Consider the following 15150-nt stretch of genomic DNA (forward strand, 5'->3'; position numbering starts at 1 on the left):
GGCGTGGCCGTGGACTTACTCGCGGTTGCCCCGTCTTCTGCCGAAAAGACCTACGAGCTCGTCGGGCACGTTTACGAGGACGGGAGCGGGGAGGTTAGGCTCGTCGGATTGTCCACCTCAAAGAAAAAGGTTTAATACTGTTTCCACTGTATTTCCCTGTGGAGTTCGACACCCACACGGGATCGACTCTCCAATGTGGCACAGCGGCGGGACTCGAACCGTTAGATCGGTGGAAGTATGGGACTCACACCTAATTAAGTGCAAATCCCGCCCGGTCCACCACGAGTTTTTATGCCTTTTGGGGTCAAGGAGTTTCCACCATGCGGAAAGGAATAAGGCTTTGAAGTTTAATTTTTGATGGGGGCAGGGACCTGGCGGTAATTCCCAAGAAGGGCCGCAGATCGCGCGGGACAGCCGATGTCAAGAGGGGCGTATTGATTTTCTTGGTTTTCTTGGGACTGTCGGTAATTATCCACGAGACGTTCCATCTGGTCGTGGCCCGGGCCCTTGGCTACAGCGCGGATATTTTCTATGGTATGAGTTTTTTCAACTTATATGGATACGTTCGGATCGATCCACCACCCCAGCACCCCCTTCATACCGTGATTATGTTTTCCGCTGGTGGTCTTGGCACTGCGGCCGTGTTCTTCGTCCTTTGGTCTGCCATCGAGGACATCGTGGCCAAGCTCTTGCTGTCCTTCTTCACCTCGATGCAGCTGACCTACGGCTTGCTTGAGACCCTCTACGGGCTTGGAATAATTAAACTCGAAGTTTTGGGCCTGTGGCCGATCCTCGTCGGAATAGCAACGATGCTGGTCTTCAGGGTGATCTACTGGAGGTTGGGCTGGTGGTGAAGGAAAAAAGGTAGCTTTTGGGTGAACTAATCGATTGGATTTTATATTGTTCAACGTAGTTCTATTGGGGCCTGTAGTCTAGAGGTATGACGTCACCCTGACACGGTGAAGGTCGAGGGTTCGAATCCCTCCGGGCCCACCACAACCCTTTCTTCACAATTGGTTACTATACAATCGCCTCAACATTGTTAGAGATTGTCTGATGATAAAGTTGAACAGAAACGGGAAAAACCACAGACCTTAATGATAATCAAGCGGACAGACTCCCCCATGATGAAATTTAGATGACGTTATAGTTTATGGCAATCAGGTTAAGCAAAAGTTTTTAGTAGCTAGCAACAATCGTTAGACCGGTTAGTTTTTAATAAGGGACGGAGTTTTTCGATGAAGCTGATACTGGCCTCGGAAAAGGACCCCGCGGCGATGAACATCGTCTCGCGGCTGCTGGAGCTTTACGACCATGAAAGGACGACCGATGAAAGGCATTTTCAGATGGGAGAGGATCTTTCAATGGAGGTCATAAAGGAGGAGTCTACCGAAATAACTGCTTTGAGCCAACAGGCCGACGAGGTAATAGTTGCCTCGAGACATGCGAGCGACTCGGGCAGGCCTTCGCTCACCGTGCACGCTCCCGGATTTCTCGAAAGAGGCGAGCTGGCGCTGGCCTCTCCCAGGACCATAAAGCTGGCTCTCGCGGCACTAAAGGCCGAAGTAGAGTCGCTCGGGCTTCAGTTTGAAGTTTCTCTGGAGGCTACCCATCACGGTCCTGCGGGGCTGGGTGTTCCGGTAACCTTTGTTGAGATTGGCAGCGGGCCGGAACAGTGGGCGGACAGGAGAGCCGGTGAGGCTGTAGCGCACGCGATAATGAAAGCGGCGACCTCAGACGTGAAATGCCTGAACGCGGCTGGTCTGGGCGGGCCGCATTATGCGCCGAGGCATACCGAGGTCACGTTGAACACGGAAGTTGGTGTGGGCCACATCCTGCCCAAGTACGTCAATTTTGATGCCGGACTGGTGGAGCTGGCGGTTCGACGCACCAGCGGCGGGGTAAATCTGCTGCTGCTCGACTGGAAGGGCTTGAGCGAGCCGCAGAGGAAGGTCTGCCTGAGGGCGGCGGAAGTTCTCGGGATCCGGGTAGAACGCGCGGGGGAGATTGCCCGGCGTAAAAAGCTTTAAATCAATACGGGCGAAACTCAACAACGAAAAACAACGGAAGTGAATGGCTTGACCAGGATCGAGAATGCGGTTTACTCACCGGAGACAGGGTTTTCGCCTCTGACCAAGGCCGTTCTCGCGGCGCCGGAGAAACCCAAGAGCAGCGAGGTGAAGACGATCACCACCGAGGAACTGGAGCAAATTCTGCAGCGCGCCAAGGCGAGGATAATTGCCGTCGGGTGCGGCGGCGCTGGTTGCAACACAATCTCGCGCATGATGGGCGTCGGTATCCGCGGTGCCCAGACGATAGCAATAAACACCGACGCTCAGGACCTGCTGTACACCACGGCCGACCGAAAGATACTGATCGGTAAGGACATAACCGGAGGCCTTGGTGCGGGCAACGATCCAGAAAGGGGCGAGGCGGCGGCGCGGGAGGACGAGGCGGTCATAAAGGATCACATTTATGGAGCTGATTTGGTTTTCGTCACCTGTGGCCTGGGCGGTGGCACCGGAACCGGCTCCGCGCCCGTGGTCGCGGAAATCGCCAAAAAGCTGGGCGCGCTCACCGTTTCAGTGGTCACCCTGCCCTTCACGGTTGAGGGAACGCGGAGAAGGCGAAATGCCGAGATGGGTTTGGCCAAGCTCCGAGCCGTTTCGGACACGGTGGTGGTAATACCCAATGACAAGCTGATGCAGCTGGCGCCCGACCTGCCGATAGGCGCGGCCTTCAAGGTCTCGGATCAGCTGTTGATAGACGCGATAAAGGGCATCACGGAGATGGTGACGGTACCGGGCCTGATCAATCTAGACTTCGCCGATATTCGCACGATATTGAAAAACGGTGGTGTGGCCATGATTGGGATTGGCGAGTCAGACGTTGCCAACAGAAGTGAGGAGGCGGTAGAAGAGGCCCTTAACAGCCCGCTCCTCGATGTGGATATCACTGGGGCGAAAGGCGCGTTAATCAACATCGTGGGGAGCCCGGATCTCACGCTTGAGGAAGCCCAAAAGATCGTGGCCAAGGTCGCCGAGGCGCTGGATTCAGACGCCCACATAATCTGGGGGGCGCAGATTTCTCAGGAAATGAAGAACTCGGTGAGGGTGATGGTTGTACTCTCGGGCGTTCATTCCCCGTATGTTGCCGGGATAGAGAAACCGGCTAAACCGGGTGAACCCATAGATTTAGGACTGGGGTACTTATAATGCGCAAGTTTTTTCACGAGGCCAAACGAGTCATTGCGGTAGCGAGAAAACCAGGCCGGGAGGAATACCTTCAGGTGGCGAAGGTGGCCGGTCTAGGGATCCTGGTATTTGGGCTGGTCGGTTTTGCCATCATGCTGATCAGCTATTTTATCCAAGGAATGTTGACTCCCTGAGGGGATATTATGGAAGAGCCGCAAAAGCCAGCCATATTTGCCATCAGGACGACGATCGGTCAGGAGAAGAACACGGCCGACATGATTGCCTCCCGGGCGAAGAACTTTAAGTTGCCGATTAAGGCGGTGTTGGCGCCGACCGGAATCAGAGGTTACATCTTCGTCGAGGCGGTGGGAAAGACGACCATTGAGCGGGCCCGGATGGGGATAAAGCACGGCAAGGGCATGGTGGCGGGGGAGGTGCCCATCACCCAGATAGAGCAGTTCTTGATTCCCAAGGCGGCCGTGGTGGGCATGGAGATCGGTGACATCGTGGAGCTGATCTCTGGCCCCTTCCGCGGGGAGCGCGCTAGGATAATCAGGGTCGATGAGGGGAAGGAGGAAATAACGGTGGAGCTTTTTGAGGCCACCGTTCCCATCCCGGTGACCGTTCGCGGGGACTCGGTTAAGGTCCTGCAGAAGAAGGAGAAGGGGGGAGAGGGTGAAGGCAAGTGAAGTGAGGCCGGACATGAGGAGAATCGACCTCGAACTGACCATTGTGGAGATGGAGGAGCCGCGGCCCTACACAAGGAGGGACGGCAGGGAGGGCCGCGTTGCCACCGCCACGGGTGAAGACGACTCAGGACGAGTAAAGATCTCGTTGTGGGATGCGGACGTTGAGCGGGTTAAGGTGGGCAGCAGGATCAAAATCACCAACGGCTATTCAAGGTTGTTCCGCGGCGAGGTCCACGTCAGTTCCGGCATTTACGGTAAGCTGGAAGTTTTGACCTAGATTCCTTTTCCCGGGGTGGCAAACAATAGGGTTTTTAACGTTCAAGGCTTATTTTTGAGGGAACGTTCGGTCAATTTGGGGTTGTTTCATGGAGTCCAGGGTTAAGGTCATGGTGGAAGGGGGCAAGGCGAATCCGGGGCCGCCTCTGGGTCCAGCCTTAGGGCCCCTAGGGGTCAACGTGGCGCAGGTAGTTGCCAAGATAAACGAGGCCACCAGTTCCTTCGCCGGCATGAAGGTCCCCGTCACTGTAGTGGTGAAAAAGAAGACCAAAGAATTCTCAATCGAGGTGGGATCACCGCCGACCGCAGCCTTGATTAAAAAAGAGCTGGGGCTGGAAAAGGGCGCGAAGACGGCCGGGAAGGAAGTGGTCGGGAATCTCACCTTGGCGCAGGTGGTGAAGATTGCCAAGCTGAAGTCTGGAGCCAGCCTGGCCAAAACCCTGAAGTCGGCGGTCAAGGAGGTCCTGGGGACCTGCGTGAGCCTTGGCGTGACCGTAGACGGCAAGAACCCCAAGGAAGTTCAGAAGGAGATTGATGAGGGAAAACACGAAGAGGAGTTGAAGTGAATGGCGGAAAGGGCCAAGGATCTTTTGACGGCGGTGCGGATGGCGAGATCAGCCAGCCACAAGAAGTTCAGCCAGTCGTTTGAGATCCAGATAGCGCTCAAGGACATCGATCCCAAGAAGCCCGAGGGAAAAATTGCCGAAGAGGTGGTGCTGCCCCACTACCCCGGAGGGCCTAAGCGGGTGATCGTTTTCGCCGATGGTGAGCTTGCCCGGAGGGCGCGCGAGGCCGGCGCGGTTCAGGTGTTGGGCAGGGAGGAGATCGCGGAGCTGCAGAAGGACCGGAAGCAGGCGAAGAAGCTTGCGGAAACTTTCGATTTTTCAATTGCCCAGGCTGACCTGATGATCCTCATCGGGAAGGCCTTGGGGCCGGTGCTGGGAACGAGGGGCAAGATGCCGAAGCCCTTACCCCCGACGGCCGACCCTGCCCCGATCATCGAGAGGCTGAAGAGAAGCGTGAGGATTGCGACGAAAGAACAGTTGGCGATAAATGCCAAGATCGGTGTCGAGTCCATGAGCGACGAGGAGATCGCCGCCAACGCGAGGGCGGTTCTGGAGGCGGTTGAGAGGAAGCTCGGTGGAGACCTCTCCAAAATTGCCTCGGTAAGGATAAAGACCACGATGGGAAAGCCAGTTGAGGTGGAGGTTCAGGCATGAAAGGCAGAAAAAGGGAGATACCTGCCTGGAAGCAGGAGGTCGTCGCCGAAATTAAAAGGCTCATTGAGAAGTACCCTGTCATTGGGGTCCTCGACATCTCGGATCTTCCCGCCAGCCAGTTCCAGCAGATGCGGCACAAGCTGCTGGGGCAGGCCGAGATCGTCGTGGCCAAGAACACCTTGGTCTGCCGGGCGCTCGAGGAGACGAAGGCCAAAAATCCAAAGCTCGTTGAATTGGCTTCCTTCCTCCGCGGGCAGACGGGAGTGATCTTCACCCAGATGAACCCCTTTAAGCTGAGCAAGCTGTTGCGCGAGAGCAAGATCAGCGCACCAGCCAAGCCGGGATCGAAGTCGATGAAGGATGTCGTTATCCCGGCCGGAGAAACCGACTTCGCCCCGGGCCCCGTTGTGGGCGAGCTGCAGCGGGTGGGGATAAAGGCGCGCATCCAGGCGGGCAAGGTGGTGATCTTGGAGGACTGTCATCTCCTCAAGGCCGGGGACACCATCTCCAAGGAAATAGCGGATGTCCTAACCAAGTTCGGCATCATGCCGTTGGAGCTCGGTCTTAAGCTGCGCGCCGCCTATGAGGGGGGCATGATCTTTGCCGGTGGGGTTCTGGAAGTTGATGAGAAGAAGATTTTGGATGAGCTCAAGCTCGGCAGCCTGAACGCGTTCAACTTGGCTCTGAACATAAACTACCCGACCCCGCTCACCATCGGCTTGTTGATTGCCAAGGCGCGCGCCTCCGCTCAGAACTTGGCCGTGAATGCCCGCCTGCCGGTGGCCGAGGTCCTGCCGCTGTTGCTGGCGCGGGCCAATGCCGAAATGCTGGGCCTGGCCACAGTGATCGGGGGCAAGAATTTCCAGGCGCTGGACGAAGAGCTGAGGAACCTCGTTGGTCTGAGCACACCGCCCGCAGCGGCTTAGCCTTCGATGGGTGGATTTTGATGGAAATTTTCGAAGAAGAGTTCCGTCTTGAGGGACAAAAGCTAAAAGGCAACAATTTATATTGGTAGGTGCACAAAGAAAAAGGGGTTTGAAAATGGAATACGTTCACGCAGTTCTGCTGCTGCACAGCGCCAAACAACCCGTCAGCGAGGAAAACTTGAAGAAGGTAATTGCGGCTGCAGGGTTGCAGGTTGACGAGGCTAGGGTCAAGGCCATGGTCGCAGCGCTCGAGGGGGTCAACATCGACGAGGCGATCAAGAGCGCGGCTGTACCAGCAGTGGCCGCGCCAGCCGCTCCGGCGGCTGCTCCCGCCAAGCCAGAGGAGAAGAAAGAGGAGAAGGTCGAGGAGAAGAAGGAAGAGGAAGCCTTGGCCGGGCTCGGCGCGCTGTTCGGCTAGAGTGATTTATATCCGCGTTTGTTCGGCTCAGATCTTCGGCTCAGGACAGAGCAGGCACCAGCCCTGGCTTTCGACCCGGAGAAGACTTTTAACTTTGCCACTGATATTTGCTTGACGGAGTGGTATCGTGAAAGACATCTACCGGGTGAAACTCTTCAGACAGGAGGGCTTCGAGCGGAAGAAGTGCCCCAAGTGCGGCAGGATATTCTGGACTTTAGATCCGGAAAGGAGCACCTGCGGTGACACCCCCTGCGATGAATACTCCTTCATCGGCAACCCGCCGACGAAGCGGAGGTACCGGCTGGCCGAGATGGAGCGGACCTTTCTCAGGTTCTTTGAGAAGCACGGCCACAAGATCATCAAGAGGTATCCAGTGGTCTCCCGTTGGCGCGACGACATCTTCCTGACGATAGCCTCGATCGCTAATTTTCAACCTTGGGTCACCAGCGGGTTGGTTCCCCCTCCGGCAAATCCCCTAGTGGTGAGCCAGCCCAGCATCCGCCTCAAGGACATCGATAACGTGGGACGCTCGGGAAGGCATCTGACCCTTTTCTTCATGGGGGGGCATCATGCCTTCAATTCAAGGCGGCAGAGGATCTACTGGACGGACGAGACGGTCGAGCTCTGCCACCAGTTCCTCAGCCGTGAACTCGGGATAAAACCCGGTGAAATTTCCTACGTTCAGGATATCTGGGAAGGCGGTGGCAATGCTGGTGAGGACTTCGAGGTGATCGTGCGCGGGCTGGAGGTAGCGACGCTGGTTTTCATGCACTATGCTGGCGAGGGTGGAAAGTATCGCCCCCTCCCCCTGAAAATAGTGGACACGGGCTACGGGATGGAGCGCCTGACCTGGTTGTCGCAGGGCAGCCCCTCGAGTTACCAAGCCATCTTTTCTCCGATGATTGACCATCTCTCCCGTCTTGCCGGGGTGGTCATGCCTCCCGCCGAGCTGCTGCAGGAGAACTCGAGGCTGGCCGGGCTGATAGATATTGCGGGGGGCAGGGAACTCAGGCAGCTGCGTCTGAAGGTTGCCGAGCGGATGGGGATGAGCGTGGAAGAAGTGGACCGTTTGCTCGCGCCGCTGGAATCAATCTATGCCACCGCCGACCACCTCCGCTGTCTCGCCTTCATGTTTGGCGACGGGATAACCCCGAGCAACGTTCGCGAGGGATATCTTGCCCGGCTGGTGCTCAGACGGACTTTGGACTTGATCTGGAAATTGGGCATCCAGAAGCCGCTTTCCGAGCTCATGGACTTCTGTCTGGGAACGCTTTATGGCCAGTTCCCCGAGCTCAGGGAGCGCTCCGGCTACATTCTGGAGGTGGTTGAGCTGGAGGAGCAGCGCTACCGTGATGCCATCGCCAGAGGGACCCGGCTGGTGGAGAGGCTCGCTGCCGAACTGCGGGCCAAAAGCCAACCGCTGCCGCCGGAAAAGCTCATCGAGTTCTATGACAGCCACGGGCTCAGGCCGGAGATGGTGAAGGAGGTGGCCGAGAAATTTGGCGTTAGTGTGGAGATCCCCGACGATTTCGACATCAATGTCGCCAAGTCCCACAGCAGCAGACGGCACGTGCCGGAGCAGGTCATCCCGGTTCCAGCGGAGATGCTAAAGGGGCTGCCGCCGACGAAGCTGCTTTACTATGAGGACCAGTATCGGGTGGAGTTCTCGGCCCAGGTGCTGCGGGTCGTAGATGACTTTGTGGTGCTGGACCGCACCGCCTTCTATCCTGAGGGTGGCGGGCAGCCGAGCGACATAGGGGTGCTGGAGGCTGAAGGCGCGAAGGTCGAGGTCCATAACGTGTTGAAGGGCGGGGACATGGTTTTACACCATTGCAAGGGCGGCGTTCTCAGGCCCGGGCAGAGGGTGGTCGGCAAGGTGGACTGGGAGAGGCGGAGGGCGTTGATGGCCCATCACACCGGGACCCACATCCTCCTTGGCGCGGCTCGCCGTGTCTTGGGCCCGCACGTGTGGCAGCAGGGGGCCCAGAAAGGAGTCGAGCGCTCACGTTTGGACATCTCCCACCACAAGCGCATCGAGCCCCAGGACCTTCAGGAGATCGAGCGCTTGGCTAACGAGGTGGTCGTCCAGAACCGGGCGGTGAGAGTTGAGTGGATGAACCGCAATGAGGCGGAGCAGAGATACGGTTTTGACCTCTACCAGGGCGGGGTGGTCCCCGGAAAGTTGGTCCGGGTGGTGGACATCGAAGGGTGGAACACCCAGGCCTGCGCCGGCACCCACTTTCGAAGCACGGGCGAGGTTGGCTTTATCAAGGTCATCCGCTCCGAGAGGATTCAGGATGGAATTGAGCGCTTGGAGTTTGCGGTCGGTGAGGCAGCGCTGAAGTTCGTCCAGTCGCTGGAGAGGCAGCTCGCCAGCGTGGCCGGGATATTGAAGGTTCCACCGGAGAAGGTCGCCTCTGCGGCGGAAAAGCTGTTCGAGGACTGGAAGGCTGCGGAGAAGGAGGTGGAGCGGCTGAGCCAGCGGCTTGCCGAACAGAGGCTGGCGGAGCTTCGGAGCAAGGCCGTGCCGCTGGGCAGGGTGAAGTTTCTTGCGGAAGAGATCGAGGGGGCAAGTTCCGCCGAGTTGGTTAAAGTTGGCAGCGCCCTGACGGCAGCGGACAGGTCTGTGGTGGCGGTCCTGGGCTCCGCGACCGACACGGCGAGGGTGATAGCGATGGCGGGTGAGGAAGCGGTGAAGGCGGGCGTGGACTGCGGGGCGATTGCCGCTGAGGCCGCGAGGATCCTCGGGGGCGGCGGCGGAGGTAAACCGGAGCTGGGGCAGGGTGGCGGTCCTAAGGTCGGTAGGTTGGCGGTTGCACTGAGGCGGGCGCGGGAGGTCTGCGAGCGGCAGCTGTCGCTGGTCTTATAAACCTAGTTATGGAACCTTTGGATTGTTTAGTGGTAGGTGGCGGGAAAATGGTGGACTGGGCGGAAATTGACGCCAAATGGCAGGCGGCGTGGCGTGAGGCGAGGCTTTTTGAGTCCGAGCCTAACGAGAAGCCGAAGTTTTATCTCACGGTTGCCTATCCCTACGTCTCGGGGCCGATGCACATAGGCCACGGGCGGACCTACACCGTTCCCGACGTGATTGCCCGCTACAAGCGCATGCGCGGCTACAACGTTTTGTTTCCCATGGCCTATCATTTCACCGGAACCCCAATCGTTGGGGCGACCAAGCGCGTCGCCCGGCGTGAGTCCGGTTTTGTTAAGGTCCTGACCGAGCGATACCGGATTCCGCCCGAGATGCTCAAGGAGTTCGAAGATCCGAAATTTTACGCCAACTACTTTGCCCGGGAGAGCGAGCTCAGCTACCGGAAGGGGATGGAGCGGCTCGGCTATTCCATCGACTGGCGCCGCGAGTTCACCACCATTGATCCCACCTACAGCAAGTTCATCACCTGGCAGTATCACAAGATCCAGAGCGCGGGACTGATTGTAAAGGGCAGGCACCCGGTCAAGTGGTGCCCCAATGACGGCAACCCCGTCACCGATCATGACTTGCTTGAGGGCGAAGGGGCGGAGATTGTCGAGTTCACGCTTCTGAAATACCGCTATGAGGATCAAATTCTGCCCGCCGCGACGCTGCGCCCGGAGACCGTCTTCGGCGTGACCAACCTGTGGCTCAATCCCGAGGTCAACTACGTCAGCGTCAGGGTTGGAAATGAGACCTGGATCGTCAGCGAGCCGGCTGTGGAGAAGCTACGCCAGCAGGGATTTGACGTCGGGGAGGCCAAGCCGGCGAAGATAGATTTCAGCAGAAAGGTCGAGGTGCCACTGATCCACAAGAAGGTGCCGATCCTGCCCGCCAGCTTTGTGGACCCGGATAACGCCACGGGAGTTGTTGGCTCGGTGCCGGCGCATGCTCCCTACGACTACGTGGCGTTGCTGGAGCTGCAGCAGCATCCCGAGGTCCTGCGGCGCTGGGGCATAGACCCCCAGGAGGTCGCCGGGATTAAGCCGATATCGCTGATTGAGGTCGCCGGTTTCGGTGAGTCACCGGCCGTGGACGTCGTCGAGCGCATGGGGATCAAGCACCAGCGCGACCCTAGGCTGGAGGAGGCCACCGCCGAGGTCTACCGGAACGAGTTTGCCAAGGGCCGGATGAGGGATTGGGTCCTGAGATATGCGGGAATGCCGGTTTCTCAGGCCAAGGTGGCGGTGCGGGAGGAGTTGCTGGCGACGAATGAAGGTGCCACTATGTTTGAGTTTTCCGCCAAGCCCGTGACCTGTCGCTGCGGCAGTCCTGTGGTGGTGAGGGTGGTTGAGGATCAGTGGTTTCTCAACTACGCGGACGAGGCATGGAAGGAAAAGGCCCGGGCCTGTCTCTCCCGGATGCACCTGGTACCGCCCGAGACCCGCCGGCAGTTCGAGCACACGATTGACTGGCTCCGTGAGTGGCCCTGCACCCGCATCATCGGCATGGGGACTCCCGCTCCCTGGGCACCGGGCTGGATCATTGAGTCGCTCAGCGATTCCACGATTTACATGGCCTACTACACCATCGCCCATATTCTGAAGACGGTCGACCCCGCTTCCCTGACTGATGAGATCTTTGACTATGTCTTCTACGGAAAGGGCGATCCCGGCGAGCTATCCCGGGCCACCAACATCGAGGTGGAGAAGCTGGAGCAGATGCGGCGGGAGTTCAGCTACTGGTATCCCCTTGACTACCGGATGTCGGCCAACGAGCTGATTCCCAATCACCTCACCTTCCACATCTTCCACCACGCGCTGCTGTTTCCTGACCTCTGTCCTAGGGGGATAGTGAGCTTCGGAATCGCGGTGCTCGAGGGGCAGAAGATGTCGTCCTCAAAGGGAAACATCGTGGCGATAAATGAGGCGGTGGAGAGATATGGGGCGGACACCGTCAGGCTCTACCTGATGTCGACCGTTGAACCCTGGCAGGACTTTGACTGGCGGGCCAACGAGGCGCTGGCCATGCAGAAGAACTTGGAACGTTTTGTTTCCCTGGCTGAGGAGATAATTTCCCTGCCTGATGAAGGGGTATCCGACCTCGACCAGCCGGCGAGGTGGATGCTCAGCCGGCTCCAGAGGCACGTTCAAGGGACGACGGAGGCGCTCGACAGCTTTGAGACCAGAAAGGCAACCCAGCATGCCTTCTTCATGATGATGCAGGACGTTCGCTGGTTCATGAGGCGGGAGGGCCGTCCTGAGATGCGGGCTGCCGTGGTTAAGCGCGTGCTTGACGTGTGGCTCAGGCTGTTGGCGCCAGTGGTCCCGCACATCTGCGAGGAGCTCTGGAGGCGTCTGGGTAAAGGCGGTTTCGTCTCCACCGCGGAGTGGCCCCGGGTTGATGCCGGCTTGGTGGATGAGGATGCCGAGTTTGCCGAGAACTTTCTCCTCCGGGTCATCGATGACGTCGGCAAAATAATCAAGGTGATGAAGAAAGAGCCAAGGAAGCTGTGCCTCTATGTCGCCCCAGAATGGAAGTGGCGGGCCTTTCGGATTGCCATCGAGCATTCCCGCGCCGGAGCGGTTGACCTGGGGGAGCTGATGAAGGAGGTGGAGAAAAGAATGGGGCTCCGCGGGCAGAGGGCGGAGCTGGCCAGGCTTCTCCAGCAGATGGTCCAGGAGATAAGGAAGATGGCGGAGCCGGAGTTCGAGATCATCTCATCGAAGATGCTGGACGAGCAGCGGATCCTGAAGGAGGCGACTGATTTCATCCGGAGTGAGTTCGATCTAGGCGAGGTGCAGGTGTTCGGGGCCGAGGACCGGGCCCGCCATGACCCCTTGAACCGGGCGGCGATGGCGTTGCCCCTGAGGCCGGCCATCTATCTCGAGTGAGGATTCGGATGCTGAGGTTGAGAAGGGCCACCGTTGACCTGCTCTACCTTTTGGATCACGGTTACCCCCGTGACTCGGCGGTCAACTTCGTCGCCAACCACTACCGGCTTCCCTTGGAGGAGAGACATTTGCTGGCGCGGTGTGTTTTTTCCCAGCGGGAGGCTGAGGAGCACCGGCGCAAGTTGATCAGGATGAACGGCGTTAGGGGCAGGAGGCTGGGGGTGGACGGCTACAACGTGCTGATAACGGTCGAGAGCCTGCTGACGGGGAAAAGGGTCGTGCTGTGCAACGACGGTATCGTTAGGGACCTCAGGGCCATCTTCGGCAAATATCGGGCCGGGACAGCCACCCCTCGTGCAATCGCGGAGCTGGTGGAGGCGGTGGCGAGGGCCAAGCCCAGCGAGGTTGTTATTTTCTTTGACAAGCAGGTCAGCCGCAGCGGGGAGCTGGCGGCGGATTTCAGGAGAAGAATTGAAGCCGCAGGGTTGCGCGGAGGGGCGCTTGCCGTGGGCGGGGTCGATAAAAAACTGGAAGGTTTCGAAGTGGTTGCTAGCAGCGATCGCGTCGTGATCCAGCGCGCGAGAAAGGTATGGGATATTCCTCAGGAGCTAATGTGGTCAAGGAGGAGCCACGTTCTGGATGTTAAAGAACTTATTAATAATACACTGGGCAAGTAGGAGAACGGAGGTGAGAATGGATGCCCAAATTGTTTGATGTTAAAGAGCTTTCTGATTCTTATGTCAGGCTGGTGAAGAGCACGAAGGAACTTGACGTTGAGGTTGAAGTTAGCTTGGAAAAGAAAAAGACCGAGATAGCCACAGGCCTAGCCTTTCTGGATCATATGCTGGAGACCATCGCTTGGGGGGCCTGTATGAGCATAGGCGTTTCGGTAAATGTGAAAAGGAAGCTGACAGCCACGATAACGGAGGATGTGGGGATTACTCTGGGTGCGGCGCTGTCGCAACTGTTTGAACTCAAGTCGAAATCAGGAATCGACGGAGCCGGGTCGGGCCTCTTTGCGCTTGACGATGCTTTGGCACGAGCGATGGTCAGCGTTGAGGGAAGAAGAAATATCTTCGTTGGACTGGATGCAGAAGGAGCAAAGTCTGAGCGGGTTGAAGATCTATATACCAGCGATTGTGTGGCGTTTTTTGAGGGACTTTCCCAGGGATTGAAGGCAACCATCCACATCGATATCTTGAAGGGACAGGAACCACACCACTGCTGGGAAGCGGCTTCGCGCGCCTTTGGCGAGGCCATCAGGGGCGTGTTTAAGAAGAATCCCTGGCGTCCAGCCAGCGATAACCCATATTATGCGGAGGAAGGACTGGCCCTTCTGTGAAGATTGAGGTTGGGCTGCCACCGTCCGAATTGGGCAGATAAAACACGTTCCGGCAAGGGCGCGCAAGTTTTCAGGATAAAAAAATTGCCGAGAAAACAGTTGCGGGTTTCCGACAAGCCGGAAGTGGTTTCTTAGTATGCGTTGACCGGGGCTAATCTCAGAATAACCCGTGGAAATAATGTTCTGCCCGGAAACGAGGTTTAGCTGTAAAAGAATATCTGGTGTGCGCCGCCATCACTTCAGCGGATGCCAGCAGGCCACAAAATGGTTCTTCTTCATCTCCTCGAGGCGTGGCGGATCCTTTTGGCATTTTTCGTCCGCGTAGGGACAGCGGGGGTGGAAGGCGCAGCCGGGCGGAGGATTGGCCGGGCTGGGCACTTCCCCGCTAAGAATTATTTTCTTCCTCTTGACCGTGGGGTCGGGGATGGGAATTGCTGAAAGCAGCGCCCGCGAGTAGGGGTGCATCGGATGCTTGAAAAATTGTTCCGTGTTGGCCAGCTCCACGATCTTGCCCAGATACATCACCGCGATTCGGTTGCAAACGCACTCGGCCACGCTGAGGTCGTGGGTAATGTAAAGGTAGGTCAGTTTGAATTCCTTTTGGAGGTCCTGGAGGAGGTTGAGGATCTGTGCCTGAACGGAGACGTCGAGGGCGGAGGTCGGCTCATCGAGCACGACGAAGTCCGGGTTGGTTGCGAGGGCCCTAGCGATGGCGATGCGCTGGCGCTGTCCTCCGCTGAACTCATGGGGATACCTGCGGAGGTGGTCCTTGGTTAGCCCCACCCGGTAGAGCAGCTCGAGCACCCTTTCCTCCAGCTCCCGGCCCCGGGCCAGCTTATGGATGATGAGCGGCTCCCCGACGATGTTCTTGACGAGCATTCGCGGGTTGAGCGAGGTGGTCGGGTCCTGGTAGACTATCTGCAGCCTCCTCCGCATCTGTTTGAGTTTTTTCCCGCTGAAGCAGGCGAAGTCGTACTCGCGGAGAAGTTTCGACAGCTCCGGTGATTTCTTTCCATCCTTTTCCAGCCGTTTTATCCTAAGCTTGATTTCCTCCGGAACCTCGAAGTAGATGTGGCCCGCGGTTGGCTCATGCAGGCGGAGCACCGTCTTCCCGAAGGTGGTCTTCCCGCAGCCCGATTCCCCCACCAGCCCGAAAAACTCGCCGCGGTAAATCTTCAGGTCAATGCCATCGACGGCCCTCACGTCGCCCTTCTTTCTCCTCAGGATTCCGCCCAGTATCGGGTAGTATTTTTTCAGGCCTTGGGTTTCCAGCATCACTT

At 57.9% G+C, this 15150-nt stretch carries 15 protein-coding genes and 1 tRNA gene; 15 read left to right on the forward strand and 1 reads right to left on the reverse strand.

Going from position 1 to position 15150, the window contains the following annotated elements:
* The first annotated feature begins 434 nt into the window (after window positions 1–434).
* From ACP5PX_RS04460 to ACP5PX_RS04530, 15 genes are all read left to right on the forward strand, one after another.
* A complete protein-coding gene (locus tag ACP5PX_RS04460) occupies window positions 435–854 on the forward strand; it encodes a hypothetical protein (RefSeq protein WP_428084383.1) in 420 nt (139 codons plus the stop codon).
* Between the two features lie 67 nt (window positions 855–921).
* Window positions 922–996, forward strand: a tRNA-Val gene (locus ACP5PX_RS04465).
* A gap of 242 nt (window positions 997–1238) precedes the next feature.
* Window positions 1239–2030 carry a D-aminoacyl-tRNA deacylase gene (locus ACP5PX_RS04470; protein WP_428084385.1) on the forward strand — a complete coding sequence of 264 codons (792 nt, stop codon included), beginning with the start codon at window positions 1239–1241 and terminating at the stop codon, window positions 2028–2030.
* A gap of 99 nt (window positions 2031–2129) precedes the next feature.
* The gene (gene ftsZ / locus ACP5PX_RS04475) at window positions 2130–3215 is read left to right on the forward strand and encodes a cell division protein FtsZ (protein ID WP_428084443.1); all 1086 of its coding nucleotides are present in this window, start codon (window positions 2130–2132) and stop codon (window positions 3213–3215) included.
* Window positions 3215–3388, forward strand: a complete 174-nt coding sequence (locus tag ACP5PX_RS04480; protein WP_428084387.1) for a protein translocase SEC61 complex subunit gamma — start codon at window positions 3215–3217, stop codon at window positions 3386–3388. Before ftsZ ends, ACP5PX_RS04480 begins: the two co-directional genes overlap by 1 nt.
* A gap of 9 nt (window positions 3389–3397) precedes the next feature.
* On the forward strand, window positions 3398–3883 hold the full coding sequence (locus ACP5PX_RS04485) for a transcription elongation factor Spt5 (protein WP_428084389.1): 486 nt from the start codon (window positions 3398–3400) through the stop codon (window positions 3881–3883).
* Window positions 3870–4160, forward strand: a complete 291-nt coding sequence (locus ACP5PX_RS04490) for a hypothetical protein (protein WP_428084391.1) — start codon at window positions 3870–3872, stop codon at window positions 4158–4160. Before ACP5PX_RS04485 ends, ACP5PX_RS04490 begins: the two co-directional genes overlap by 14 nt.
* 88 nt (window positions 4161–4248) lie before the next feature.
* The gene (locus tag ACP5PX_RS04495) at window positions 4249–4725 is read left to right on the forward strand and encodes a 50S ribosomal protein L11 (RefSeq protein WP_428084393.1); all 477 of its coding nucleotides are present in this window, start codon (window positions 4249–4251) and stop codon (window positions 4723–4725) included.
* Window positions 4726–5379: a 50S ribosomal protein L1 gene (locus ACP5PX_RS04500; protein WP_428084395.1), complete on the forward strand. Its 654-nt coding sequence runs from the start codon at window positions 4726–4728 to the stop codon at window positions 5377–5379.
* Complete coding sequence (locus ACP5PX_RS04505; protein WP_428084397.1) at window positions 5376–6305, forward strand: 50S ribosomal protein L10; 930 nt, start codon at window positions 5376–5378, stop codon at window positions 6303–6305. The genes ACP5PX_RS04500 and ACP5PX_RS04505 overlap by 4 nt, the downstream gene beginning before the upstream one ends.
* Window positions 6306–6420: 115 nt before the next feature.
* Window positions 6421–6723, forward strand: coding sequence for a 50S ribosomal protein P1 (rpl12p, locus tag ACP5PX_RS04510; RefSeq protein ID WP_428084399.1), 303 nt, complete (start codon window positions 6421–6423; stop codon window positions 6721–6723).
* Window positions 6724–6850: 127 nt separating this feature from the next.
* Window positions 6851–9592: an alanine--tRNA ligase gene (gene alaS, locus ACP5PX_RS04515; protein WP_428084401.1), complete on the forward strand. Its 2742-nt coding sequence runs from the start codon at window positions 6851–6853 to the stop codon at window positions 9590–9592.
* A 47-nt stretch (window positions 9593–9639) separates the two neighbouring features.
* A complete protein-coding gene (gene leuS / locus ACP5PX_RS04520; protein ID WP_428084403.1) occupies window positions 9640–12528 on the forward strand; it encodes a leucine--tRNA ligase in 2889 nt (962 codons plus the stop codon).
* A gap of 8 nt (window positions 12529–12536) precedes the next feature.
* A complete protein-coding gene (locus ACP5PX_RS04525; protein WP_428084405.1) occupies window positions 12537–13205 on the forward strand; it encodes a DUF434 domain-containing protein in 669 nt (222 codons plus the stop codon).
* A 20-nt stretch (window positions 13206–13225) separates the two neighbouring features.
* Window positions 13226–13870 carry an imidazoleglycerol-phosphate dehydratase gene (locus ACP5PX_RS04530; RefSeq protein WP_428084407.1) on the forward strand — a complete coding sequence of 215 codons (645 nt, stop codon included), beginning with the start codon at window positions 13226–13228 and terminating at the stop codon, window positions 13868–13870.
* Between the two features lie 234 nt (window positions 13871–14104).
* On the opposite strand, the gene ACP5PX_RS04535 is transcribed toward ACP5PX_RS04530, so the two are convergent.
* Window positions 14105–15145 (reverse strand): ABC transporter ATP-binding protein, encoded by a 1041-nt coding sequence (locus ACP5PX_RS04535; RefSeq protein WP_428084445.1) that lies wholly within the window; start codon window positions 15143–15145, stop codon window positions 14105–14107.
* Between the last annotated feature and the right edge of the window lie 5 nt (window positions 15146–15150).

The organism is Hadarchaeum sp. (SeqCode) (genome assembly GCF_049969415.1).
GTDB lineage: Archaea > Hadarchaeota > Hadarchaeia > Hadarchaeales > Hadarchaeaceae > Hadarchaeum.

What these genes read in the sequence shown, in the direction of transcription:
- ACP5PX_RS04505 (WP_428084397.1), top strand. Translation starts at nt 5,376, where the DNA reads ATGAAAGGCAGAAAAAGGGAGATACCTGCCTGGAAGCAGGAGGTCGTC.
- rpl12p (WP_428084399.1), top strand. Translation starts at nt 6,421, where the DNA reads ATGGAATACGTTCACGCAGTTCTGCTGCTGCACAGCGCCAAACAACCC.
- ACP5PX_RS04535 (WP_428084445.1), bottom strand. Translation starts at nt 15,145, where the DNA reads ATGCTGGAAACCCAAGGCCTGAAAAAATACTACCCGATACTGGGCGGA.
- ACP5PX_RS04480 (WP_428084387.1), top strand. Translation starts at nt 3,215, where the DNA reads ATGCGCAAGTTTTTTCACGAGGCCAAACGAGTCATTGCGGTAGCGAGA.
- ACP5PX_RS04525 (WP_428084405.1), top strand. Translation starts at nt 12,537, where the DNA reads ATGCTGAGGTTGAGAAGGGCCACCGTTGACCTGCTCTACCTTTTGGAT.
- ACP5PX_RS04470 (WP_428084385.1), top strand. Translation starts at nt 1,239, where the DNA reads ATGAAGCTGATACTGGCCTCGGAAAAGGACCCCGCGGCGATGAACATC.
- leuS (WP_428084403.1), top strand. Translation starts at nt 9,640, where the DNA reads ATGGTGGACTGGGCGGAAATTGACGCCAAATGGCAGGCGGCGTGGCGT.
- ACP5PX_RS04485 (WP_428084389.1), top strand. Translation starts at nt 3,398, where the DNA reads ATGGAAGAGCCGCAAAAGCCAGCCATATTTGCCATCAGGACGACGATC.
- ACP5PX_RS04500 (WP_428084395.1), top strand. Translation starts at nt 4,726, where the DNA reads ATGGCGGAAAGGGCCAAGGATCTTTTGACGGCGGTGCGGATGGCGAGA.
- ACP5PX_RS04530 (WP_428084407.1), top strand. Translation starts at nt 13,226, where the DNA reads ATGCCCAAATTGTTTGATGTTAAAGAGCTTTCTGATTCTTATGTCAGG.
- ACP5PX_RS04495 (WP_428084393.1), top strand. Translation starts at nt 4,249, where the DNA reads ATGGAGTCCAGGGTTAAGGTCATGGTGGAAGGGGGCAAGGCGAATCCG.